Source organism: Acinetobacter sp. P1(2023), assembly GCF_028367635.1.
In the GTDB taxonomy this organism is placed as follows: domain Bacteria; phylum Pseudomonadota; class Gammaproteobacteria; order Pseudomonadales; family Moraxellaceae; genus Acinetobacter; species Acinetobacter pittii_E.
Window position 1 is genome coordinate 630132 of sequence record NZ_JAQNDD010000001.1, and the last position, 22876, is coordinate 653007.

Sequence of the window (22876 nt, forward strand, 5' to 3'; positions counted from 1 at the left end):
AATGCTATGAAAGGTAATAATATTTTAGTAATTGATCTCTTCTCTGGTCCAGGTGGTCTAGGAGAAGGATTTGCATCATTTCTAAATGAAAATAATATTTCCCCTTTCAAAATTGGCATGTCTGTCGAAAAGGATCAAAATGCGCATAAGACATTGACGACTAGGGCCTTTTATAGAATTGCTAAGGAAAGTAATTCTTTAGAAGGATATTACCAATATTTAGAAGGAAAAATTTCAAGAGAAGAACTTTTTGAAACCTATAAATCGATATCTGAAGCAGCTAATTATGAAACACTCAATGCACCACGTGAACTGGGTAAGGATAACCAGCTAATTCATGAACGAGTTCGTGAGTTGATTAATAAACATACTGGTCCCAAAATATTAATCGGGGGTCCACCTTGTCAAGCTTATAGTTTGGCTGGCCGTTCCAGAAATGCAGGTAATAAAAATTATGTACCTGAAAATGATCATCGTCATTTTCTCTATAAAGAATATTTACAGGTTCTATCAATAGCACAGCCTGATATTTTTGTAATGGAAAACGTAAGAGGTATTCTTACAGCAAAAATCGAAGATAAATTAATATTTCCACAAATACTTAATGACTTGCGTAACCCTTCAAAAATTACAAAAGGGGCAGAACATTGTCCTTCATACAAGATCTATTCACTTGTAGAAAAAACTAATGAAAATTCAGAAAATAATTGTTCTGAAAAAATAAATTATTTAATTAAATCCGAAGAATTTGGTATTCCTCAAGCAAGACATCGTGTTATTTTACTTGGTATAAGAGAAGATATTAAACAGATTCCGGATATTTTAAATAAGGATAATTATCCAAAAGTTTCAGTTAAAGAGGCTATTGGAGATTTACCTAAATTAAGAAGTGGTTTATCAAAAAAAATTGACTCAGAAAGTTCTTGGAAAGAAGTGATTTTAAATAATATAGAAATTCTCAATAAATTGAATAATATCAATTTTAAGGATAAAGATCTTTATCCCTATAAGAATTTGAAAAGAAAAGAAAAAATCCATAAAAACAAGCATAAAAATCAATTACCGAAACATTTATGTGACTGGATTCTTGATTCACAACTTAATAATTTAGTATTAAATCATGAGACTAGAGGACATATGGAATCAGATCTTCTTAGATACAGTTTTTGTGCTTTATATGGCCAGAAAAAAGGAGTTTCACCTAAGTCCGAAGATTTTCCTCATGAGCTTGCTCCTCAACATCAAAATTGGAACACAGGTACACATAATGACCGATTTCGTGTCCAAATTTCATCAAAAGTAGCTACTACTATTACCAGTCATATTTCAAAAGATGGACATTATTTTATTCATTACGATCCAAAACAATGTAGAAGCCTTACTGTGAGGGAAAGTGCCAGATTACAAACTTTTCCAGATAATTATATTTTCGAAGGTAATCGCACTAACCAATACATACAAGTAGGTAATGCTGTTCCGCCTTATCTTGCTCTACAAATTAGTTCTATTGTCTATTCATTATTGAAAAAACACTATATTAATTTATAAGATTAAAAAACTAGTGAATATTAATTAGAACTTATCCACTAGTTTTATTACTAATTTTATAAATAAAAATTAATATATTTCAGTAAAAATACTATCACTTAACAACCAATTAGAAATACTATTAATGACTATATTTAAATCTTTTTTTGCACCTCTTACACTACACTCCCATACAACACAAACTCGCCAATCATTATCTAATAGTAATTTTATCGTTTTAGTATCATTCAATTGATTCTTATTTATTTTTTCTTCCCAAAAATCAGTTCTTGTAGCAGGAAGTTTGAAAAGATGACAATCTTTATGGCCATGCCAAAAACATCCATTAATAAAAATAACTGCTTTATATTTTTTTAATACAACATCTGGTTTACCTGGAAGTTCTTTTACATGAAGACGGAAACGGAATCCCCTTTTATGTAATAATTTACGAATTAATATCTCTGGTTTTGTATCTCGACCTTTTATACTTGCCATAATACGGCTTCGAGTAGATGTATCAACTATATCAATCATTTCTTTAATCCTAACTTTTTCTTATTTTATTAACTATTATCTTATTTTTTGACTTTTATTTAGTATAAAAAGTATTCTAGTTATATAAATTTCAAATAGTAAATTATAACTTTTGTAAAATAACTACTCTAAAAATAGTAAAATTCACTTTTAAAATACTAAAAAACCCCGAAACTTTCGTTTCAGGGCTTTTCACGAATCTTGGTGGAGATGGCGGGAGTTGAACCCGCGTCCGCCAGCACTACGCTCGAGAATACTACATGCTTAGATATCGTCTATTGTTTTAACACCAAGTGACCCGACGAACAGGGTACAAGGTGCGATCCTCTAAGTTTGGTATAAAGCCCCGAGGCTTGACTCTATACGGACTTGTGTGCGTGCGCTACGGTCGGGTTCCTAAACCACAAGTATTCTAGGAAGCGGACAAACTGCCCTTAGGCAGCTAGAGCGTAAGTTTCGTCGTTTGCGACTATTAAAATGCAAATTTTATTTACGAGAGAAAATGCGCTCTCGGCATGCATCTATGAGTTTCATCACCGGCGTCGAAGCCAATAACATCCCCATGAATGTCTGAACATCATAGCATAACTAAAATAAAATGCTGTGCAATTTATCAACAGTCTGCTACTGATGAACATATTTACATAATGGAGAGCCTTTTGTTTTTTTCAAGGGTCACATAAAAAAAGCTGCCAAAAATGACAGCTTTTTTTAAAGTGTGGCCTATAAAGCACCGTTGCCTAACACAATCCCTTCACGGCGTGGGTCTACCCCACCTGCGTATTTGCTTTGATTATTAATATTTACTTTCATAATCGTTGAAATACCACTGGTTTGCGCAGTGTTCGATATGCCATGCCCTTTTGCTTTTAAGCCTTCTATCAGGTCAACTAAAGAAAGCTGCACATTCGAGCTATCAACATTGGTGTTTTTACTATTGGTCGCGCCAAAGTTCACAAGCGAAGTCGCCTGCTGTGCATTTAAGTTCCAGTCCAATGCACCCACCAAAGTTTTAACTACATATTGAATGATCGTACCGCCACCTGGTGAACCTGTTGCCATATAAAACTCATCTGGCGTAGTGCCTTTAAACACTAAAGTTGGCGCCATGGTACTCCGTGGGCGTTTGCCCCCTTCTACACGGTTGGCAACCAGAGCTCCAGTGCTGTCATAAGGGTTCGCGCTAAAGTCAGTTAACTGGTTCGATAGCAAGAAACCATCCACCATGTGGAAAGAACCCATGCTCGATTCAACAGTCGATGTCATTGAAACCACATTGCCATATGCATCTACAATCGTGAACTGAGTTGTTCCGTGTTCAACAGTGGTGTCAACTCCCGAAGCTGTATTGAAATTACCTGCTGGTGCAACGCCCATACTTTGGTCTGGGTTAATCAATGCTGCGCGTTGTTTTAAGTAGTTTTTATCAATAAAACTTGGAATACCCTGTGCTGGTAAAGCAACAAAGTCAGTGTCTGCGACATATTTGTCACGGTCGGCGTAAGCTAAACGCTCTGCTTCAGACACTAAATGCACGCCCATTACATCCGGCACACCGCCTTCATTTTCAGGGTTTTTAGGTGGATAGAGCGACATATCAAAGTTTTCTAAAATACCCAGTGTTTGCGCAACCGCGATCCCTCCCGAAGATGGAGGTGGCATGGTACATACATAGAAACTATCACGGTAAGTGGTACAAATCGGAGTACGCTTTTTCACTTCATAGTTTGATAAATCCTGTAAGGTCATCAAACTTGGCGTAATTGGAGTTCTTGCTGGGTCATCCCCGACTGTTTGCCCTGCTTTTGCCACAATCGCTTGAGCAATCGGCCCAGTGTGTAATGCATTTGCTCCTTGTACAGCAAGTGCTTCAAGCGTTTTTGCATATTCTTTATTGGTCATGATTTCACCGACTTTACGTGGTGAACCATCTATATAGAAATAGGTTTTCATTGCATTTGCATCGAGCGCCAAGCTATTTGCATTACTTGCAATCGCATCTGCCAAACGTCCCGGAATGCGGAAACCGTTGTCAGCTAAACCAATGGCTTCATCAAACAACTGGTTCCACTTAAGTTTGCCATGCTCTTTTTGTGCTTGTTCAAGTAAACGCATCACACCCGGCACACCAATCGAGCGACCACTACGGCGCGCACTTGGTACAGGTGCTGGTGAATTTGGGTCATCCATATTCTGGCGAATTAAATAATATGGATTAGCTGCGGCTGGTGCGGTTTCACGACCATCATAAGCCGTGACCTGTTTGGTTTTGGCATCGTAATACATCATAAAACCACTACCAGCAATGGTACTCGACTGTGGCTCGACCAAACCAAGCACTGCTTGTACCGCAACCGCCGCATCGACTGCACTACCGCCCGCTCTTAAAACATCACAACCTGCTTTTACCGCAAGTGGCGTGTTTGCCACCACCATATATTTATCTGAATATTTAACCGTGTTACCGAGTCTATAACCCGATGCACCTTCAGGCGCGGCTGGGTCACCATTTTGGTTTGAGCCCACCACCACGCTTGAACCGTCTTGTGCCAGTTTGCTGCAACTGGTCGGGTCATTATCTACAATTAAATTGGGCGGAGTTGTATTTGAGTCATCCTTGGGTTGATCTGAAGAATCATCTCCACATCCTTGTAATAAACCGACTGCTAATAAACTGCTGAACAAAAATGAATATTTTATATTCACGTGATAACTCCAATATATACGCTTGCCTATCCATGCAATTGCTATGCAAGCTTCTCTAGTTTTCAGGTATTAAGTTTTTTTAATCTTTGATAAAAATAAGATTTTATAATAGTAAATGCTTGAGGGCGTTTTATCCTGTGCCCTGTATTATGCCTCCTTGCTTGATATCACACGCTTTTATAACTGATCTGCCCGATTCTGGCATGCTTTATTCAACTAAATACAGGCAAAATCTACCATTTACGAACCTAGCCTATTTTTTAATAGCGCTAAAAAAAGCACCTTCGAAAAGATGCTTTTTTGTGTTTAGTGGGATGGCATACCGCCTGTATTTCCTTTGGGTTTTGGACATAGCCAAATCACTAGTCCCGCAAAGACAAATACCATCGCAAACAGCAAAAACACATGGTTTGCCGACATGGTAATGGCTTCTTTATCGACGAGGTTTGAAATAATTCCGAGCGTCGAGTCAGCCGAAAAACCATTTTGCATCAGGTTATTTTGAACTTCGGTTGTGTTTAGATTTGACACCATTTCGCTACGTGCAACTTTGGCATGATCGTCCCACACGGTCACTGCAATTGAAGCACCAATCGCCCCTGCCATGGTTCTTAAAAAGTTCATGAGGCCCGCAGCAGATGCAATTTCTTGCTGGAGTACCGAACCAAGTGCAATGTTGGACAGTGGAATAAAGAAGAACGGCACAGCAAAACCTTGTAGGATTTGCGGCCAAGCCAGTGCCATAAAGTCAGCATCTGTGGTCCAAAATGCCCGCATTAAGGTCACACCACCGAGCAAGATCAAACCGAAACTCGCCAGCGCCCGTGGGTCATGTTTGGTCGAAAGCTTTGCCACAATCGGTGACATGGTCAAACTACCAAAGCCCATGGTTGCGGTTAAATATCCGGCCCATGTTGCGGTATAGGAAAGGTTCATTTGCAGCCACTGCGGAATCAGTACAATACTGCCAAAAAACGCGCCAAAGCCGAGTGACAAAGCCAGTACCGATATTGCAAAGCCCCTATGCCGGAATACTTTCACGTCTACCACGGGGTGTTTGTCGGTGAGTTCCCATATGAGGAACACCACAAAACCAATGGCGGCAGTTAAACCTAAAACGATAATGCTCGTGCTATTAAACCAGTCGCGTTCGTGCCCTAAGTCGAGCATGAGCTGTAGCGCACCAATCCAGAGAATTAACAGACCTAAACCGACTGTATCGATTCTTAAAGAAATTGTTTCTGTTTCAGCTACTCTTAATAAGCGCATTGCTGCTAAAACACAAATAATCCCAACAGGTAAGTTAATAAAGAAAATCCAGTGCCAAGACAGGTTGTCACTAATCAGACCACCCAAAATTGGCCCTAAAATTGGCCCGACGACGGTCGTCATTGCCCATAGGCCCATCGCCTGTGCATGCTTTTCTTGAGGGAAAATACGCATCAGCAAGGTTTGGCTGAGCGGCATAAGTGGGCCACCGCATAGACCTTGTCCAATACGGAAAAACACCAACATACCTAAGGAGTTTGCTAGACCGCACAAAAAAGAAAAAATGGTAAAACCAATCAGGCCAAAAATAAAAACCCGAACCGTTCCAAAGCGACCTGCCAGCCAACCCGTTAAAGGTACACAAATCGCTTCTGCAACAGCATACGACGTAACAACCCATGTCCCTTGTGTACTTGAAACAGCAAGGTTACCGGTAATATGCGGTACAGATACGTTGGCAATGGTCGTATCAAGCACGACCATAAAGTTCGACAAGGCAATAACAAACGCTGCCAGTAATAAACGGCCACCGCTTAGTTCGGCAAAAGGTGTTTGCGTTTTCATAAGCGTTTACTTCGCAGATAAGTCGACTTTTGCTTCCATCGACAAGCCAACACGTAGTGGGTGTTCAGCAAGTTCTTTCGGGTCAAGTGCAATACGAACCGGTAAGCGTTGAACCACTTTAATCCAGTTACCTGTTGCGTTTTGAGCCGGAATTAAGGCAAAGGCAGAGCCTGTACCACCAGAGAAGCCCATCACTTTGCCGTGATATTCAACGTCATCACCATATAAATCTGAAGTTAGTGTGACAGCCTGACCCGGACGGACTTTTTTCAACTGACTTTCTTTGAAGTTCGCATCTACATATAAATCGTTAAGCGGCACAATCATCATCATGCTCGTGCCCGGCGCAACACGTTGACCGACTTGAATATTACGGCGCGTAACCACACCATCGACTGGTGCACGAATCACGGTACGCTCTAAATCAAGCTGAGCTTGTTCAACATGCGCTTGTGCAACTTGTACATCTGGAGTCGAAGTTTCGCTTACACCCTGAATTAACGCTTCGTTTGCAGCTAAGGTACTTTCAGCAGCTTTACGACTTGAAGACGCTTGTGCTAAACCAGCTTTGGCAAGCTCTAAGCCTGCTTTGGCTGTTTCAACAGCACTTTGTGCTTTAGTAAGTTCTTCTTTAGATACTGCACCAGAGGCAGCAAGTTGCGCACGGCGGTTGAGTTCTAAAGCAGCTTTGTCGTAGTCGGCTTGTGCTTGAGCGACTTGTGCTTTGGCACTGTTAATTTCATCAGCACGAACCACAACTTGAGAGTTTAAAGAGCTACTGTTTGCCGCAGTTTGTTTGTATTGGCGTTTTGCTTTGGCAAGCTCTGCCTCAGCTTGAGCCAATGCAATTTTGGCATCACGGTCATCAATACGAACCAGCACGTCACCACGATGTACCGTTTGAGTATCTTTTACAGCAACCTGAGCGACCTGTCCGCTCACCATTGAGGTAATTTGCGCGGTTTCTGCACCGACATAAGCATTATCCGTACTCACCGAGTGATTTAAAAATAATGCCCAGATTGCATATAAAATAGCGGCAATCAATAAAATCAGCGCAAAAAAACCAAGAAATTTCTTGCGCTTGTTTTGGTTGTTGTCATCCGAGGCAGATGTTGTTGGCACTGTTTCTTGTACATTGCTTTGTGCATCAGTCATGGTATGTTCCTAAAGATGAGTTGGCTTTGCCATCAATCTCGCACTACACCTTGTTATAGAGTTTTTATTTTTCTATGAACAAGACATACCGCATTGTCAAAGGAGCTAATTTTAACGCTAAAACCTCATAATATGAGAATAAAAATTTATAACTAATGCGTTCGTTCTAATTAAATTAATGTTTATCTCAAGGTTTTTGTGAAATTTTTATCTTTTTTAATATGAAAAAAAGCGCCTTGAGCGCTTTTTAAATGCTTAAAATGCCTAGATTAATAGGCATATGAGGCAATACCCGCAGCAATCGGCTTATATTCATCATTGACCATGGTCATGCGCATGGTGCAGCCTTTACGGCCTAAACGTAATACTTCAGCACGGGCAATAAAATATTTACCGCGTCCTGGCGCTAAATAATCTACACGCATGTCGACAGTTGCCAAACGCGTTACTTGTTTAATCGTCTCAGGCAGGGTTTCGGGGGTTGAACGGCGATAGAGATGTTCCATAGCCACAATTCCACCAATGCTATCGAGCAAAGTTGCAGCCACACCACCATGTAAAACCTGAAAAGCCAAATTGCCAATGAGGTCAGGTTGCATTTCAACATAGCCTTCAATGTGCCCGTCCACCACACGCATAATCATTCCGCTATGCTTAAAAAATGGACAGCTATTAAACGCCTTACACAATTGGTTGAGAACCACATTTAGGTCGGTTTTTGCGCCTAATTGTATGTTCCCCGTCCAATTTTTCTTTTCATCACTCATACGTTGCCTAAATTTAAAAGCATGATAAACACCCATAATTTTGTACAAATCCAGCATTATGGGGCTACAATACAGCAGTCGGTTGACAGTAATGGAATATCCGCCAACCTATCCTAGTGTAATACCGAACATCGAGATTGTTATGACTTATACGTTCAATCGTCCTGCATTTCCAGCTACTCGCATGCGCCGTATCCGTAAAAATGACCAGTTGCGTGCGATGGTCAGCGAAACACAGCTCACTACCAATCACTTGATTTATCCAGTATTTGTATTACCGGGACAAAATCAGACCCAAGATATTCCAAGTATGCCAAACATTCAGCGTTTGTCGGCAGATTTATTACTGAAAAAAGCTGAAAGACTTCTGGAATTGGGCGTATCAAAACTGGCTCTTTTTCCAGTTACCCCGCAAGAAGACAAAAGCCTCACCGCAGAAGCTGCATGGCGTGAAGATGGTTTAGTTCAAACCACCTGCCGTTTGCTTAAAAAAGAATTACCAGAAATGGTGTTAATTACTGATGGTGCACTCGACCCATACACCACGCATGGTCAAGATGGCATTATTGATGAAACTGGCTATGTGCTGAATGACGAGACTGTAGAATGCTTGATTAAACAAGCCTTAAGTCACGCTGAAGCAGGTGCCGAAGTAATTGCACCAAGTGACATGATGGATGGCCGCATTGGCGCAATTCGTCAAGCTTTAGAAGCCAATGGTCATATCTATACCAACATCATGGCCTACTCTGCAAAATATGCATCTAGCTTCTATGGTCCGTTCCGTGATGCTGTTGGCTCTGCATCCAACCTAAAAGGTGGTAATAAATATAACTACCAGATGGACTTTGCCAACCGTGCCGAGGCGTTACATGAAATCGCACTTGATATTCAAGAAGGCGCCGACATGGTGATTGTAAAACCGGGCATGCCATATCTGGATGTGGTACGTGAAGTGAAAGATACCTTTGGTATTCCAACATTCATTTATCAAGTGAGTGGCGAATACGCAATGTTAGCTGGCGCAATTCAAAATGGCTGGTTATCAGACTCAGTGATTTTAGAATCACTCATGTGCTGCCGCCGCGCAGGTGCAGACGGGATCTGGACTTACTTTGCAGAAACTGCTGCCGAAAAACTCAAGGAAATGAACTAAGTTCGCAGAGAAAGGATAACACTGCATGCATATTGCAATCATTGGCGCGGGCATAAGTGGATTAATGTCTGCGCTGGAGTTGGTTGAACAAGGCTGTACCATCAGCATTTTTGATCAACAACAAGCGGGACAAGCAGCCTCTTGGGCTGGCGGAGGTATTCTCTCTCCGATGTACCCGTGGCGCTATGTGCATGCAGTGAACCAACTTGCTCAATTTGGTAAAGCCTCTTATCAAGCATGGAACCAAAAACTCTACCCTGTTACAGGGATTGATTTTGAAATTCATGACACAGGCATGCTGATTTTTGATGAAGAAGATTTTGACGTTGGTTTGTCCTATGCCGAGCAACATCAAGAACCGATGCAGCGCTGTGAATATTTACAGCGAGATGCGCTAGAGCAAGTCAACCCGCATATTTCCGATCAGTTTCAAGAAGCCATTTATTTCCCTGAACTGTCTAATATTCGCAATCCACGCGTATTACAATCCCTCATTAGCTATTTAAAACAACATCCAAATGTTGAATTTTTTGAACACGCTGCTGTTAAAAAACTGATTCAACAAGGCGATGTGATACAGGCACTACAAACCGAGGATGGTCGCAAACATACAGCAGATCATTTTGTAATAACTTCGGGTGCTTGGAGCCATTACTGGAACTCACAATTACAACTCGAAATTCCAGTCGAACCTGTGCAAGGTCAAATGTTGTTGTTTAAAACCCCAGCTCACTGGCTACCGACCATGTGTATGAATCGAGTCATGTATTTGATTCCACGTATGGACGGTCATATCGTGTGTGGTTCTAGCATGGCACATCGTGGTTTTGACACCTCTACCGACGAAACCACTCAGCACAATATTTTAGAAGCATGTTTAGAAATGGTGCCTGAACTGGCCAATTTCCCGATTGTACATCGCTGGGCAGGCCTTCGACCAAGTTCACCAAATGGTGTTCCCTACATTGGCAAAATGCCTGAAATGGATAACCTCTGGGCAAACTTTGGTCATTTTAGAAATGGGTTATGTATGGGTGCAGGCTCTGCACAATTGCTGCGTCAGCTTATGCTGGGTCAACCGACATTAGTGGATGCCAAAGCATATTCCCCAGAGCGTTTGCAAAATAAAATCTTAGCCTGACGCGAGTATATTTTCTAAAGCCATTTTTAATTGCGGATAAGCAAACTCAAATCCTTCTGCTTGTAAGGCAGCGGGTTTAACGTATTGACCATTTAAGATCAATTGCGACTGCTCCCCCAACAAACAGCGAAAAACCGTGCTAGGCGCTGACAACAGTGGTTTCTTATTGAGTACCGCAGCAGCTTGCTCAACAAATACCTTTTGAGTCACATTTTCTGGCGCCACGACATTATGAATTTTGGCAGATTGAGGATGCTTAAATATAAACTCGATTGCACTTAATACATCTTCAATATGTACCCAAACTACAGGTTGACGCCCATGACCAATCTGACCGACTAAATTGAGTCGAATTGGAAGCAACATTTTAGGCAAGATGCCGCCGCCTTGCCCAAACACTACGCCTAAGCGAATAATTTTAGTATTTTGCTGAGGATCTGCTAAAGCTGCATGTTCCCACTCTTGGCAAAGCTCGGACATAAAAATAGGCTGTGGCGAGCTTTGCTCAGTGCACACCTCTGTCCACTTTTCTTGATCATCAATCCCGTAATAACCAATGGCCGAGCCAGAGACAATCACTTCTGGAAAAATTTCAGATTGCTTGAGCCATACATACAATTTTCGGGTCGTGTTTACTCGACTTTCAATGAGTTGTTTTTTACGTGACTCGGTCCAACGTTTTTCGCCAATATTTGCACCGGCCAAATTCACCACATAGTCAATTTGACGTGTCGAAATATCTTCAAACTGTTGCACCCATTGCAAGGCAGGATGGTCAGATTCCTTTCCAGCCTGCCGTGTCACAGCAATCACGTTATAATTTTTTTGTAATAGGAACCTAATTAAATGCGTGCCAATAAAACCGCTGGCGCCCGTAATTAATACATTCTTATTCATATTTCCTCCCAGGCTGAGGATTCAAGTTTTATTTAATTGTATAAGACTCATTTATATTTAAACGTATGAGTTTTCATAGTGATCTATTGCACGTTAAACATTTTGTCAGCCATGCGCTGTGCCTGTTTGCCGTAAAACCAGTAGGTAATTAAATAAAGCGGAATAGCTAACATTAAAAGCATGATCACCATAATGCTTAAAAACTGAGGCTGTTTGAGGTAAAGCATAAAGTTTTGCAAAATCTCAGGGTCTTTTCTGGCAAATAAAAATAGGCCAAATAAAACACCACACAAGTTATAGCCCCAAAAAATCAGACTAAAACCTAAAGTAAATTTCTTTTTTTCTTGTACAGTCGGAGCACGGCGTTCTTTCTTTAAAAATTTAAATAAGACAAAAATCATTGCGCCTAAATATGGAACGGCTGTTAAAATACCACCTACACTCGCTGGTAATAGTGCTGCAACCACACCTACAATTAAGGTAAGCACGATGCATAAAGCAAAAAACCAGAGAAAGTAAGAACGTAATTTGGTCATATTTTTGCCTAATTTATGGGTTCAAAAAATAATTATAAATTTTTTTCGATTTTTTTTCATTTTTCTGTCAACCAATCCTGATCTCTTGACGTTATATAGGGTAATAAGGTCGCAGCAACCGAATACTTCCTTTGCACGGCATCCGCAAAATTGTTTCGGTGACCTTTCATTACGACTCTTTCTTTCCTTCGGATTAGGTTTTGTTAGCAGCCGAAACCCTTGATGAAGCTTTTGACCGACGATTCTCTCATCACTCGAATCGTCGGTTTTTATTTTTTAGCACTTTTATTTATTTTACGCTCACCATACACAATAGTTCTTTCGTGGCTATAAAGGCTATGCGTATACTTTTTGCACCATAAAAATGATTTAAATAATATGAACAATATTGCCTATTTTGAAATCCAGTCTTCAAACCCTGCCCGCGATGCGCAGTTTTATCAAGCTGTGTTCGGTTGGCAATTTAAACTCGATGAAAGCCTACCAATTGAATATTATCGTATCGAAACGCCTTCAATCATGGGGGGACTATTAAAACGCCCCGCTCAAACGCCGCCAATGGAATATGGCACCAATGCATTTACCTGTTCGGTTCAAGTCGAAAACTTCGATGAAGTGGCTGCCAAAATTTTAGCGCAAGGTGGTATTGTGGCGATGGATAAATTCGCCATTCCCGGTCGTGCTTGGCATGGTTATTTTGTCGATTTAGACCATAACGTTTTTGGTATTTTCCAAGTCGATGAAAATGCAGCTTAAAGATCTTATTTAACGGCTCTATTTATTTTTTAATGTATAGCCACTGCATTTTTATCGGTGGCTATTTCATATTGATTATTCGGCAAAGCTAAAAGTGGCTTCACATGTAATTGGGAAATTCACCGAATTGGCAATCATGCATTCGTGATGTGCTTCTTCATGCAGTTTTGCTGCAAGCTCTTGGTCAGCACCTTTTTCTAAAACAACTTCTGGTCTTAAAATAATTTGAGTAAAGTGACCACGTTTGACTGGATCTGTATCTTCCATAAAGCCCAGTGCGTGATCGACATAACTCACAACGTAAATATGATTGACTGCACACAGGTGTAAATACCAAAGCTTATGACAAGCTGAAGCAGATGCGACCAATAAATCTTCTGGGTTCCATCTGGTCACATCACCTAAATAGGCAGGGTCTGATGAACCTTGAATTGTGGCTTTTTGAGGATGCTGAATACTAAAATCTCGTTTATATGAACGATAAGATGAAGTGCCTGTACCTGTATTGCCTTCCCACTGTATTTTTACTTCGTATTTATGAATAGTCATTTTGTTCTCAGAGTTTATGATTTGACCTGATAGTAACAAAGCAGTGTTTAAAGTGAAAAAAATAATTTAAGTTCTACTGCAGGCTTAAATAACAAGCACTTTAAAATGTCTTGATAAAATCTCTCGCCAATTTATGCTAACGTATCTGTGTTTATTTTGGCTTGATGTCTGTTTCTATGTCCGTACATTTTCTACATACTTCTGACTGGCATTTGGGGCAGTTTTTTTATAATCACTCACGACACTATGAACACCAACAATTTTTAAGCTGGTTGCTGACTCAAATCCAAGAAAAACAACCACATGCCCTGCTCATTGCCGGCGATATTTTTGATGTTATTAATCCGGGTTCTCAGGCACAAAAACAACTCTACCAATTTTTAGCAGATGCACATCGCATCGCACCGCACATGCAAACGCTCATGATTGCGGGTAACCATGACTCAGGCTACCGTATTGAACAGGTTGAACCGCTTCTAGAAAAATACAATGCAAAAACAGTGGGCGTAGTTCGCTGGAATGAAGATAAAACTCTAGATCTCGATCGACTACTTTTACCTATTTATAATCAAAATCAGGATATTGTGGCGTGGTGCCTTGCCCTACCTTTTTTACGCTCAGCCGAAATTACGGGCTTTAATGAACATACCACCAATAGCAAAAATGCGATTGCCTATTTGCACCAGCAACTCATTGCCGAAGCCAAACGTCGTAAAACGCCAGACCAAGCATTGATTTTGATGTCACATGCGCATATGCAAGGTGGAGAAACATCTGACTCTGAACGCCCAATCATTATTGGTAACGAAGAGGCACTTTCAACGACTTTATTTGAAGATGCTGTCGACTATGTCGCTTTAGGGCACTTACATAAACCACAAAAAGTAGGCCAACCGCATATCCGTTATAGTGGCTCGCCCATTCCGCTTTCTTTTAGTGAAATTAACTATAAGCACCAAGTAGTTGAGGTCAAAATTGACCCAACTCAAAACACAGACAGTCGTTTGCAGTTTGAAGCTATAGAAATTCCGCGTTGCATACAATTGCACCGCATTCGTGGTGAGTTAAATGAAGTGCTACAACAACTTAAAGCCTTGCCTCATGGCGTGATTGAAAATATTGACCACCGTGAATATGTCGATATTGAATATTATAGCTTAACGCCGCCACAGCCGAATTTACGTCAGCAGTTTGAAGCGGCTCTACCTCCTGACCGCTATCGTTTAGTACGTATTTCACGTCAATATGTGAATAAAGACTCGACCGACTCAACTACTCCTCAGCAAATCGCACTTGAACCACCCACACCAGAAAAACTCTTTCAAAATATCTGGGAAAAACAAGGTTACAACGCCGATGACGCGGTCTTAAAAGATTTTCTAAGTCTAGTACAAGAAGCACAAAAACATCTTGAAAATGATGCAACCCCTTAAGGATATGTCATGAAAATTTTATCCATCCGAATAAAAAATCTGGCATCTCTTTCTGATGAACACTTTATTGATTTTGAAAGCGCGCCTCTGGCTCATGCTGGTCTCATTGCAATTGTAGGGAAAACAGGCGCAGGTAAGTCGACCATTTTAGATGCCATGTGTCTGGCTTTATTTAATCGGGTTCCTCGCCTTAAAGACAGCGATGGTAAATTAAAAGATGTCGATGGTTCAGAGTTACTGACCAATTCACCACTCACTGTCTTACGCCGTGGTACAGGGCATGGTTTTGCTGAGCTTTGTTTTATTGCACAAGACCAGAAACGCTATCTGGCACGTTGGGAAATTAAACGGGCACGTGAAAACCCAAATGGCAAATTACAAAGTGTGCAGCGCCATTTAAAATGCCTGACTGACGGTGTCATACTTGCCGACAAAGCCAAAGCAGTTGATGAAAAAGTTAAACAAATTACCCAGCTTTCTTTTGAACAATTTACTCGTGCCGTGTTACTTGCCCAGTCAGAAGTAACTGCATTTTTAAAAGCACGAGACAGCGAACGCGGTGAGTTACTTGAGTACCTGACCAACTCCAGCATTTTCGCCAAAATCGGTGAATTGGCCTTTCGTAAAACAGCCGATATTGCAAAGCAGCGTAAACAGCTTGAAGAGTTCTTAGGCCATATTGAAATTTTGTCTGATGAAGAAATTGCTGCATTTACCGAACAATATCAGCAGGTCGAACAAAACCATCAAAAGTTAGAACAACATAAAAATGTTTTAGACAAACAGCAACAATGGTTTGAGCGTAAAGTAAAACTTGAGCAAGAAGTTCAAGCTAAACAGCAACAGTTTCAAACTCAGCAAAATCACCATCAACAATTGGCTGGTGAACGTGAGCAATTAAAACGACTCGAAGTTTTCTCTGAAATACGCCAGCAGGTTTTTCAGCAATCTCAAAATTTACAAACGCTACAACAACTTGAGCCACAAATTCAGCAAGCTCAAACCAAGTTTAATGAGTTGGTGCAAGTTTTTGAAACAGGACAAAAACAATATCAACTTGCCGAACAAGAGCTCAAACAGACGCTCGATTTTGAGCAACAGCATCAACATGCTTTAAATCAAGTTCGACAGTCCATTCAAGAACGTGCCTTTATTGCCGATGAATATAAAAAGTGCAAAGAAAAGAAAAATGTATTTGAGCAAAAACTCGGTCCATTGCAACAACAGCAAAACATTGTGCAGCAGCATATTGCACAGCTTCAACAAGACCAAGTTCATCTACAACAGCAGCTTACCCATACTCAACAATACGCTGTATTAGACAAAGGCCTCTCAGCACATCTACATCAGCTCGGGCAGTTTATTCAAAACTATGAAGCGATTGAACAACAGCTTGGCAATCCTACCCTTGCCCGCCAAAAGGTAGCGGAAGCTAAAAGTGAACTTGAACAACTGACAGCTTCACTCGGCACAGTTGAACAAATTGAGTTAAAGCTTGAACAGCAACGTAAAGACAAAGAACAAAAGCTTGCTCAAATCACTCAGCTAGATCTGACTCAACAGAAAGTTAAAATTTATCATGAGTTATATGCTGAGCTTCAGCAATTGACTGAAAAACAAACTCAAGTCTCAGCGCAAGAGCAGGAGCTTAAAACTCTTTGCCAGTCGACTGAGCAAGATTACCAAACAGCAAAAACTGAGCGTGAAAAGTTACAGCACATCCTGCAACAGCAGCGTTTATTACATACTGAAAATATTGAGCAGTTACGAGCCAATCTTAAAGAAGGCTATGCGTGTTTAGTATGCGGAAGTACACATCATCCCTATCGTGTTGATAACAGTGCAGTCTCTAAAGCTTTATTCGATTTGCAGCAACAACAAGAGCAGCAAGCTGTTGCACTAGAGCAAACTAAATTTAATACATGGCAAACCCAGCAACATGCACTTACCCAGTGCCGTGCTGAGCTTGAGCAAGTTCAGAAATATCTAACTCAACTTCAAACAAAACAATCAAGCTTGCAGCAAGAGCTTGAGCAAACGTTTAAGCACAATCAATTACATATTGAGCTTAATCAAGCTCCTGAGCAGATCTTGCAAACGCTGAACGAACTCAGGCAAGCCGCGCAAACTGCTATAAGTTCATTTGACTCAGAAAACTTGCGTTTAGTCCAAGCGATTAAACAACACAGTCAACTCGTTCAGTCTATTCAGCGTAATGAAAGCTTGCTTAATACTGCACAGCAATGGCAACAACAGGTTCAACATATTGTTGAGTGCTTATCTGAAACAGAACAGCAAGCGTGGCAGCAGTCGAGTAGCCAAACGGCTAAGCAGACTTGGACTATTCTTGATGCACGCGCCAAGCAACTTGAGCAACAAGAACAGCTTGCACAGCGTTTTGAACAGCAGCAACAAGAACTTAAAATGTTGACTGCTAACCTTGAGCAAATGGCGAAGCAAATTGATGAGATTGACCAAAATCTCCAAGAAATTACGCTTAAAGGCCAACAAAATAATGAAAAAGCAGTGTCGCTCATTCAGCAAATGACTGGCCGTGCCGATATTAAACCGCACGAATGGCTAATTGAGCATGAAGCTAAACGTCAGCAACAACAGATGGCGTATCACGAGGCTAAACAACGCTTTGAACAAACCAGACAGCACTTTGAACAGCAAAAACAATCGCTCGATCAGCTCAAGCATCAACATCAACACACTGCGGCGCACCAGCAGCAGATTGATGAACAAATTCAAAACTGGTTAAAAGCCCATACTGATTTTGAGTCACATGATCTTATGGCGCTCATACAGATCAATTCAGCCCAAGAGCAAGACATTCGTAACCGTCTTAATCATGCCGAGCGTTTATTAAGTGAAGCCTCTTCTGCACTTAAAACCATGCAAGAGCAATTGAGTGAGCACTTACAAACTCAGCCAGATATTGAACATGAAAAGCTCGTTAGCCTTATTCAAAACAATATTGCAGAGCTTAAAGCACAACTTGAAGTACGTGATCGGCTTAAACTTAAGCTCGAAGTACATCAACAAAACCTTGCGAAGCAGCAACAATATGCAGAGCAAATTCAGAATATTCAGCAAGAAGAACATCGCTGGAGCAAAATTTCAGGTCTGATTGGTGATGCCAAAGGAAAAGAGTTCCGCGACTACGCCCAGCAATATCACCTAGATATTTTAGTAGAACATGCAAACCAGCAACTGGCGATGCTGTCTCAGCGCTATACACTAAAACGTCTTGATCAGTCTTTAAGCCTTGCCATTATTGACCACGATATGGATGGAGAAACTCGCTCTGTTGCCTCTTTATCTGGCGGTGAGTCATTCTTAACTGCCCTTGCCTTATCTTTAGCCATTGCCAATATGGCTTCGGGTTCAATGAAAATTGAATCGCTATTTATTGATGAAGGCTTTGGTACTTTAGATGCCTCATCTTTGCATATGGTCATGAATGCTTTAGATCAACTGCAAAATCAGGGACGTCAGGTCATTCTCATCTCACACATTCAAGAAATGCATGAGCGTATTCCTGTACAAATTCAGGTAAAACCACTCGGTGCGGGTGCAAGTACGATTGAAGTTGTGGGTTAAAACTAAAAAGCCCCGACATCCTGTCGAGGCTTTTTTAGATTCTGCGTTGGTATAACTCCTGTCGTACCTGTATGCATCCATTCATCACTGTTTATTGTTATTCTTAGAAACATCCTGTTTCCTGATGAGTTCATAGTACGAAAAAAGCGTTGTCTGCCATAGCCGCAAAAGGCCGCAATTTCTGTAAGATAAAGCTTACATCACCCTTTTTGCGAATAGTCTCTAGCACCAAACAATGCCGTTCCTACACGAACCATCGTTGATCCTGCAGCAATTGCAGCTTCTAAATCACTCGACATCCCCATACTTAAAGTATCCCAATCTTCTGGGTAGGCATGCTTTTCTTTCACCGCATCAAACAAGGCCTTAGCATCTGCAAAAGCGGCAGTATTGTCAGGGGCTGGAATGACCATTAAACCGCGTAATTTGATTTTTGGTAATTGACTGATTTGGGCAACCAGCTCGGCAACTTCATCTGGTGCACAACCATCTTTACTGTCTTGCCCATCAATATTCACTTGCAAACAAATATTCAGAGCAGATTGATCATCGCCACGTTGGTTAGATAGCCGCTCAGCAATAATTAAACGATCTACACCATGTACCCAATCAAATTTCTCGGCCAAATGTTTAGTCTTGTTGCGTTGAACATGACCAATAAAATGCCATTCAATTTCCAAATCCTGTAGAGCTTCGATTTTATCTAAAGCTTCTTGCAAATAGTTTTCGCCAAATGCTCTTTGCCCTGCTGCATACATTTCACGCAAACTTTCACTTGGATGTGTTTTCGATACGGCTAAAAGTTGCACGGTTTCAGGCGCACGTTGAGCATTCTCACAAGCAGTTTGGATTTGCTGTAATACGTGCTGCCGCGCATCTTGCAGGTAATTCATTGACAAGGTTCTCATTTTCAAAAAACTTTTTTGCTTTTCACCTAAAGCGAGGTGTTGGTAAGCCTCGGTGAAAGCCGTATATTATTCTACAAAATAATGACATATTTTGATTTACTTGGGGAAATTATGGATATTACAGAGCTACTCGCCTTCTCTGTGAAAAATGGCGCGTCCGATTTACACTTGTCTGCTGGCATGCCACCAATGATTCGCGTTGATGGTGAGGTTCGGCGCATTAACTTACCAGCTCTAGATCATAAAGATGTTCACCGTCTGGTCTATGACATCATGAATGATAAACAGCGTCGTGACTACGAAGAAAAACTTGAAACCGACTTTTCTTTTGAAGTGCCTAATGTTGCGCGTTTCCGTGTTAACGCATTTAATCAAAACCGTGGTGCTGGTGCAGTGTTTCGTACCATTCCTTCCAAAGTACTTACCATGGAAGATTTAGGCTTAGGTCAAATCTTTAAAGATATTTGTGACTATCCACGCGGCATTGTACTGGTTACAGGCCCAACAGGTTCAGGTAAATCCACCACACTTGCAGCGATGATGGACTACATTAACGAAAACCGTTATGACCACATTTTAACGGTTGAAGACCCTATCGAGTTTGTACACCAATCTAAGAAATGTCTCATCAACCAACGTGAAGTGCATCGTGATACACACGGCTTTAATGAAGCGCTACGTTCAGCACTGCGTGAAGACCCAGATATTATTTTGGTCGGTGAGATGCGTGACCTTGAGACTATTCGTTTAGCACTTACTGCTGCCGAAACAGGTCACTTGGTGTTTGGTACGCTTCATACCACTTCTGCTGCGAAAACCATTGACCGTGTGATTGACGTATTCCCAGCCGAAGAAAAAGACATGGTTCGTGCCATGTTATCAGAGTCTTTACAGGCTGTTATTTCACAAACCCTGCTTAAAAAGAATGGCGGCGGTCGTGTCGCAGCCCATGAAATCATGATTGGTATTCCTGCCATTCGTAACTTAATTCGTGAAAATAAAGTCGCGCAAATGTACTCAGCCATTCAGACGGGTGCGAATCATGGCATGACCACCCTCGACCAAAGCTTAAAAGGTTTAGTGGCTCGCGGTGTAATCAGCCCGCAAACGGCTCGTACTGCTGCTAAACAGCCTGAATCATTCCTATAAAAATAACTAGAGAATAAATATGGATTTTAATGACCTGCTCAACTTGATGGTTGAAAAAAAATCATCCGACCTCTTTATTACAGATGGCGTTGCACCATCGATGAAGATTAACGGGCAAATTGTTCCCATTTCAAAAAACAGTCTTTCAGGCGAAATAATTGGTCAACTGTTACATTCCATCATGAGTGAAAAACAGCGCAGAGAATTTGCAGACACTCGTGAATGTAACTTTGCCATTATGAACCGTGATAAAACTGCCCGCTTTCGTGTGAGTGCTTTTCAGCAACGTGACATGCCGGGTATGGTACTCCGTCGAATTGAAACTAAAATTCCTTCAATTGATGACTTACAATTACCGCCTGTACTTAAAGATTTATCGATGACCAAACGCGGTATCATTATTTTTGTAGGTGCAACAGGTACAGGTAAATCGACCTCGCTGGCTTCAATGATTAGCTATCGTAACCATAACTCTAAAGGTCACATCATTACCATTGAAGACCCCATCGAGTTTATTCATGAACATGCTGGCTGCATCATTACCCAACGTGAAGTTGGAATCGATACTGATTCATTTGAAGTAGCTTTAAAGAATACTTTGCGACAAGCACCTGATGTAATCTTGATTGGTGAGATTCGTACGCGTGAAGTGATGGACTATGCAATTGGCTTCGCCGAAACGGGCCACTTGGTCTTAGCCACAATGCACGCCAACAACGCCAACCAAGCACTTGATCGTATTATTCACTTCTTTGAAAGTGACCGCCACAGCCAGCTCTACATGGACTTATCTCTTAACTTAAAGGCCATGATTGCACAGCAACTTATTCCAACGCCAGATGGTAATTCACGCCGTGCCGCAATTGAGATTCTAATTAATTCACCATTAATTTCAGACTATATTCGTAAAGGCGAAATTCATGAAATTAAAGATTTAATGAAACGCTCACGTGAACTTGGTATGCAAACCTTTGACCAAGCGCTCTTTGATCTTTATAAATCAGGCCAAATTACCTACAAAGATGCATTAAAACATGCTGACTCACCAAACGATTTACGTTTAACAATTAAGCTTGCCGAAGAAGGTCCTGATCAAATTGCAGGCACAAGTCAGCATTTAACCTTCGACAAACAGTAATTTCTTCATAAAAAAAGGAAGGTTAAACGTAACCTTCCTTTTTTATTTGTTTTCTTTGTGTGAAAACGATTATTTCTTACGCAGTACTTCCTGACATTCAGGTTCGTTACAGTAACCGTAGAGGTTTAATGAGTGACCCGTTAAAGTAAACCCATGTTGCTCTGCTACAGCATGCTGTTCCTTCTCGATAATATCATTAGTAAATTCAATAACTTTGTTGCAATTATGGCAAACCAAATGATCGTGATGATCTTCTTGCATAATTTCGAAAACAGAATGATTATTTTCGAAATGATGGCGCTGAATGATACCTGCAGCTTCAAATTGTGTTAACACACGGTAAACTGTCGCAAGACCGACATCTTCCCCTTGTTCTAACAAAGTCTTGTAAATATCTTCAGCGCTAAGATGATGTTGTTTTGAATTTTCTAATAATTCCAAAATCTTAATTCGTGGAAGGGTAACTTTAAGTCCAGCTTTGCGCAAATCTTGATTGGAAATAGGCATGAAAAAAGGTCTCTCAACAAATCTCAAGTTGGAATAGGCAATAGAATTTAGATGAAGTATGATCTATCCTTTGATCAAATGCATCATAATTTATTGGGATAGTGTAGCAAAATGCAAAAACTCGTGCTGACGTTATTAGTCACTTCACTCCTTGCCGGTTGTTCAATCTTTGGTGTATATAAGGTTGATATTCCTCAAGGGACTCCATTGACCAAAGCTCAGGCCTCTCAAGTACAAGTCGGCATGAATTTCCAGCAAGTGCGTTTTTTGCTTGGTAGTCCAACTGTGACTGATCCCCTCAATCCTCTACGTTGGGACTACATTTACAACTATATCCCGGGAACTTATGCGAAAAAAGCAAAAATCCCAGCAGCACATGGTCAGCATTTAAAAATTTACTTTGATGGAACTGGCACAGTAACTAAAATTGAAGGTTTAGAAACTATTCCAGAATCGCAACCAGGTTTACCTGCTTCTAAAGAAGCGATTTTAACTGCACCACCACTATAATCGTTTTTTCTAATAAAAATAAACCCCTCAAGTGAAATACTTTGAGGGGTTTTGTTTATGGG

General features: G+C 40.9%; 19 protein-coding genes and 1 other RNA gene. 9 read left to right on the forward strand and 11 right to left on the reverse strand.

Annotation, left to right across the window (positions count from 1 at the left end; translation table 11 throughout):
• Nucleotides 1-6 precede the first annotated feature (6 nt).
• A complete protein-coding gene (locus POD11_RS02875) occupies nucleotides 7-1548 on the forward strand; it encodes a DNA cytosine methyltransferase (protein WP_262456243.1) in 1542 nt (513 codons plus the stop codon).
• Between the two features lie 69 nt (nucleotides 1549-1617).
• Here POD11_RS02875 and POD11_RS02880 read toward each other — a convergent pair whose 3' ends face one another.
• From POD11_RS02880 to POD11_RS02905, 6 genes are all read right to left on the reverse strand, one after another.
• On the reverse strand, nucleotides 1618-2064 hold the full coding sequence (locus tag POD11_RS02880; RefSeq protein ID WP_262456244.1) for a very short patch repair endonuclease: 447 nt from the start codon (nucleotides 2062-2064) through the stop codon (nucleotides 1618-1620).
• A 202-nt stretch (nucleotides 2065-2266) separates the two neighbouring features.
• Nucleotides 2267-2626, reverse strand: a transfer-messenger RNA (tmRNA) gene (gene ssrA / locus POD11_RS02885).
• Between the two features lie 161 nt (nucleotides 2627-2787).
• Nucleotides 2788-4770 carry a gamma-glutamyltransferase family protein gene (locus POD11_RS02890; RefSeq protein ID WP_262456245.1) on the reverse strand — a complete coding sequence of 661 codons (1983 nt, stop codon included), beginning with the start codon at nucleotides 4768-4770 and terminating at the stop codon, nucleotides 2788-2790.
• A 306-nt stretch (nucleotides 4771-5076) separates the two neighbouring features.
• Nucleotides 5077-6603: a DHA2 family efflux MFS transporter permease subunit gene (locus tag POD11_RS02895; RefSeq protein ID WP_016141978.1), complete on the reverse strand. Its 1527-nt coding sequence runs from the start codon at nucleotides 6601-6603 to the stop codon at nucleotides 5077-5079.
• A gap of 6 nt (nucleotides 6604-6609) precedes the next feature.
• Entirely contained in the window at nucleotides 6610-7761 is a 1152-nt protein-coding gene (locus POD11_RS02900) for an EmrA/EmrK family multidrug efflux transporter periplasmic adaptor subunit (protein ID WP_016141979.1), read from the reverse strand.
• Nucleotides 7762-8030: 269 nt separating this feature from the next.
• A complete protein-coding gene (locus POD11_RS02905) occupies nucleotides 8031-8528 on the reverse strand; it encodes a thioesterase family protein (RefSeq protein WP_262456288.1) in 498 nt (165 codons plus the stop codon).
• A gap of 142 nt (nucleotides 8529-8670) precedes the next feature.
• Here POD11_RS02905 and hemB point away from each other — a divergent pair, with 142 nt between their 5' ends.
• Nucleotides 8671-9684: a porphobilinogen synthase gene (gene hemB / locus POD11_RS02910; protein WP_000222569.1), complete on the forward strand. Its 1014-nt coding sequence runs from the start codon at nucleotides 8671-8673 to the stop codon at nucleotides 9682-9684.
• Between the two features lie 25 nt (nucleotides 9685-9709).
• Nucleotides 9710-10825: an NAD(P)/FAD-dependent oxidoreductase gene (locus POD11_RS02915; protein WP_262456249.1), complete on the forward strand. Its 1116-nt coding sequence runs from the start codon at nucleotides 9710-9712 to the stop codon at nucleotides 10823-10825.
• Here POD11_RS02915 and POD11_RS02920 read toward each other — a convergent pair.
• Complete coding sequence (locus POD11_RS02920; protein WP_262456250.1) at nucleotides 10817-11722, reverse strand: TIGR01777 family oxidoreductase; 906 nt, start codon at nucleotides 11720-11722, stop codon at nucleotides 10817-10819. The genes POD11_RS02915 and POD11_RS02920 overlap by 9 nt on opposite strands.
• 83 nt (nucleotides 11723-11805) lie before the next feature.
• On the reverse strand, nucleotides 11806-12258 hold the full coding sequence (locus POD11_RS02925; protein WP_224993013.1) for an ABZJ_00895 family protein: 453 nt from the start codon (nucleotides 12256-12258) through the stop codon (nucleotides 11806-11808).
• 378 nt (nucleotides 12259-12636) lie between these two features.
• Here POD11_RS02925 and POD11_RS02930 point away from each other — a divergent pair, with 378 nt between their 5' ends.
• Nucleotides 12637-13014, forward strand: a complete 378-nt coding sequence (locus tag POD11_RS02930) for a VOC family protein (protein WP_001059437.1) — start codon at nucleotides 12637-12639, stop codon at nucleotides 13012-13014.
• Between the two features lie 75 nt (nucleotides 13015-13089).
• Here POD11_RS02930 and POD11_RS02935 read toward each other — a convergent pair whose 3' ends face one another.
• Nucleotides 13090-13563, reverse strand: a complete 474-nt coding sequence (locus POD11_RS02935; protein ID WP_262456251.1) for an OsmC family protein — start codon at nucleotides 13561-13563, stop codon at nucleotides 13090-13092.
• A gap of 164 nt (nucleotides 13564-13727) precedes the next feature.
• Here POD11_RS02935 and POD11_RS02940 point away from each other — a divergent pair, with 164 nt between their 5' ends.
• Both POD11_RS02940 and POD11_RS02945 read left to right on the forward strand, forming a co-directional pair.
• Nucleotides 13728-14996 carry an exonuclease SbcCD subunit D gene (locus tag POD11_RS02940; protein ID WP_262456253.1) on the forward strand — a complete coding sequence of 423 codons (1269 nt, stop codon included), beginning with the start codon at nucleotides 13728-13730 and terminating at the stop codon, nucleotides 14994-14996.
• Nucleotides 14997-15005: 9 nt separating this feature from the next.
• Nucleotides 15006-18602 carry an AAA family ATPase gene (locus tag POD11_RS02945; protein WP_262456254.1) on the forward strand — a complete coding sequence of 1199 codons (3597 nt, stop codon included), beginning with the start codon at nucleotides 15006-15008 and terminating at the stop codon, nucleotides 18600-18602.
• A 200-nt stretch (nucleotides 18603-18802) separates the two neighbouring features.
• On the opposite strand, the gene POD11_RS02950 is transcribed toward POD11_RS02945, so the two are convergent.
• Nucleotides 18803-19495 (reverse strand): YggS family pyridoxal phosphate-dependent enzyme, encoded by a 693-nt coding sequence (locus POD11_RS02950; RefSeq protein ID WP_262456255.1) that lies wholly within the window; start codon nucleotides 19493-19495, stop codon nucleotides 18803-18805.
• 126 nt (nucleotides 19496-19621) lie between these two features.
• Here POD11_RS02950 and POD11_RS02955 point away from each other — a divergent pair, with 126 nt between their 5' ends.
• Nucleotides 19622-20659, forward strand: coding sequence for a type IV pilus twitching motility protein PilT (locus tag POD11_RS02955; protein WP_025470368.1), 1038 nt, complete (start codon nucleotides 19622-19624; stop codon nucleotides 20657-20659).
• Between the two features lie 19 nt (nucleotides 20660-20678).
• Nucleotides 20679-21797 carry a PilT/PilU family type 4a pilus ATPase gene (locus POD11_RS02960; RefSeq protein ID WP_262456256.1) on the forward strand — a complete coding sequence of 373 codons (1119 nt, stop codon included), beginning with the start codon at nucleotides 20679-20681 and terminating at the stop codon, nucleotides 21795-21797.
• Nucleotides 21798-21866: 69 nt separating this feature from the next.
• Here the strand turns inward: POD11_RS02960 and fur are convergent, their stop codons facing one another.
• Nucleotides 21867-22304, reverse strand: a complete 438-nt coding sequence (gene fur, locus POD11_RS02965; RefSeq protein WP_016141990.1) for a ferric iron uptake transcriptional regulator — start codon at nucleotides 22302-22304, stop codon at nucleotides 21867-21869.
• A gap of 111 nt (nucleotides 22305-22415) precedes the next feature.
• On the opposite strand from fur, the gene POD11_RS02970 reads away from it, so the two are divergent.
• The gene (locus POD11_RS02970; RefSeq protein ID WP_002121740.1) at nucleotides 22416-22814 is read left to right on the forward strand and encodes an outer membrane protein assembly factor BamE; all 399 of its coding nucleotides are present in this window, start codon (nucleotides 22416-22418) and stop codon (nucleotides 22812-22814) included.
• Nucleotides 22815-22876 lie beyond the last annotated feature (62 nt).

Coding starts and splice junctions, on each gene's coding strand:
- fur (WP_016141990.1), bottom strand. CDS start 22,304: ATGCCTATTTCCAATCAAGATTTGCGCAAAGCTGGACTTAAAGTTACC.
- POD11_RS02880 (WP_262456244.1), bottom strand. CDS start 2,064: ATGATTGATATAGTTGATACATCTACTCGAAGCCGTATTATGGCAAGT.
- POD11_RS02900 (WP_016141979.1), bottom strand. CDS start 7,761: ATGACTGATGCACAAAGCAATGTACAAGAAACAGTGCCAACAACATCT.
- hemB (WP_000222569.1), top strand. CDS start 8,671: ATGACTTATACGTTCAATCGTCCTGCATTTCCAGCTACTCGCATGCGC.
- POD11_RS02940 (WP_262456253.1), top strand. CDS start 13,728: ATGTCTGTTTCTATGTCCGTACATTTTCTACATACTTCTGACTGGCAT.
- POD11_RS02895 (WP_016141978.1), bottom strand. CDS start 6,603: ATGAAAACGCAAACACCTTTTGCCGAACTAAGCGGTGGCCGTTTATTA.
- POD11_RS02875 (WP_262456243.1), top strand. CDS start 7: ATGAAAGGTAATAATATTTTAGTAATTGATCTCTTCTCTGGTCCAGGT.
- POD11_RS02930 (WP_001059437.1), top strand. CDS start 12,637: ATGAACAATATTGCCTATTTTGAAATCCAGTCTTCAAACCCTGCCCGC.
- POD11_RS02970 (WP_002121740.1), top strand. CDS start 22,416: ATGCAAAAACTCGTGCTGACGTTATTAGTCACTTCACTCCTTGCCGGT.
- POD11_RS02950 (WP_262456255.1), bottom strand. CDS start 19,495: ATGAATTACCTGCAAGATGCGCGGCAGCACGTATTACAGCAAATCCAA.
- POD11_RS02960 (WP_262456256.1), top strand. CDS start 20,679: ATGGATTTTAATGACCTGCTCAACTTGATGGTTGAAAAAAAATCATCC.
- POD11_RS02945 (WP_262456254.1), top strand. CDS start 15,006: ATGAAAATTTTATCCATCCGAATAAAAAATCTGGCATCTCTTTCTGAT.
- POD11_RS02905 (WP_262456288.1), bottom strand. CDS start 8,528: ATGAGTGATGAAAAGAAAAATTGGACGGGGAACATACAATTAGGCGCA.
- POD11_RS02915 (WP_262456249.1), top strand. CDS start 9,710: ATGCATATTGCAATCATTGGCGCGGGCATAAGTGGATTAATGTCTGCG.
- POD11_RS02955 (WP_025470368.1), top strand. CDS start 19,622: ATGGATATTACAGAGCTACTCGCCTTCTCTGTGAAAAATGGCGCGTCC.
- POD11_RS02920 (WP_262456250.1), bottom strand. CDS start 11,722: ATGAATAAGAATGTATTAATTACGGGCGCCAGCGGTTTTATTGGCACG.
- POD11_RS02925 (WP_224993013.1), bottom strand. CDS start 12,258: ATGACCAAATTACGTTCTTACTTTCTCTGGTTTTTTGCTTTATGCATC.
- POD11_RS02935 (WP_262456251.1), bottom strand. CDS start 13,563: ATGACTATTCATAAATACGAAGTAAAAATACAGTGGGAAGGCAATACA.